The sequence below is a fragment of the Saccharothrix sp. NRRL B-16348 genome (assembly GCF_001280085.1).
Lineage (GTDB): Bacteria > Actinomycetota > Actinomycetes > Mycobacteriales > Pseudonocardiaceae > Actinosynnema.
The window spans coordinates 1-1,088 of record NZ_LGED01000064.1 but is presented as its reverse complement, the minus strand read 5'-3'; the positions used below and the strand labels follow the sequence as shown (position 1 = coordinate 1,088).

Annotated in this window: 3 protein-coding genes; all 3 read left to right on the top strand. The window is 72.9% G+C overall.

The window, feature by feature from the left end; translation table 11 throughout:
• On the top strand, nt 1-277 hold a 277-nt coding region (locus ADK67_RS08910), incomplete at its 5' end, for a zinc finger protein (RefSeq protein ID WP_231648084.1).
• On the top strand, nt 274-681 hold the full coding sequence (locus tag ADK67_RS50615) for a hypothetical protein (RefSeq protein WP_157620024.1): 408 nt from the start codon (nt 274-276) through the stop codon (nt 679-681). The genes ADK67_RS08910 and ADK67_RS50615, both read left to right, overlap by 4 nt.
• Nucleotides 682-883: 202 nt before the next feature.
• On the top strand, nt 884-1,088 hold a 205-nt coding region (locus tag ADK67_RS08900), incomplete at its 3' end, for a helix-turn-helix domain-containing protein (protein WP_157620023.1).

The following is a 1,088-nucleotide window of genomic DNA, read 5'->3' as shown; positions in this document are numbered from 1 at the left end:
CGCGTTCCGATGGCTGCCCTACGACGGGCAGCGACACGCGATCCCCGACACGCTGGCAGCCGACGACACGGGCAACACGTTGTGCGGTGTCGAACTGACCGTGCCGCACGACCCGCCACCGAGGAACCCCGACGGCTGCTGGCCGACCTGCCACGGCTGCGACACGGCCTGGCGGGAACACGAGGGCATCCCCGTGTTCCCACGGCCACGCGAAACCGGTGACAACCGCAGGGCCGTCACCAAGGCACGGCGCGCCGAGGTCGGAGGACGTTCGTGAGGGTGGCGGGCAACAACAACGTCGTGTTCGCCGCGCCGCGCGATCGACTCCGGTCCGACCTCGACGCGGTGGTCGATGTGGTGCTGGACGGCGACGACCACACGGCCGCCGTGGCGGCGCGTGGTGAACTGCCCGGCCTGGTCGCCGGACTGCACGCCCTGCTCGCACAGCACGTTCCGGACGCGAACGGCCACTGCCGGCACTGCCGGGCCGGGCGGTGGTGGCGCTGGACACCGGTGCCGTGCCGGGCGCTGTTGGAGTTCCGACTCGCCCGCGACGACGCACTCACCCACCGGCCACGCCACCGACTCGCGACGTCACGAAACCGGACCACCACGGCGCCCCGTTTCCCGAGATGCCGTACTCACCGGAGCGGACCACCCGACGCCGTCCCCACCCCCTGAACCACCCGGCCCGGTCCGCACGCCGCTCGCCCACACCCGATCACGCCGCCCCCACGTGACCGCCGTGCGCAGAGCGCCGAACCGACGCCGGTCGCCGGGGCGGCAGGTTCCGCACCCCTGCCGCCCAACACCCGCTTCGCCCGAACCGTCCGCACACCCGCACCGACGCCTGCTGCACCACCAACGCACGGAGAACCTGGATATGACCCGGAACGACGGCCACCCGCAGCGCGCCACAACCACGCTGGGCGGCCGCGTCCTCGGCGCCGAACTGCGCCGGGCCCGCGAAGCCGCCGGCCTGTCCATCACCGAACTCGCCGCACGCAGCGGCCAATCCCCCGACACCGTACGACGACTGGAAGAAGGCACCACCGACGCAGCGGCATCCGAACCGACGCTGTGGTGCC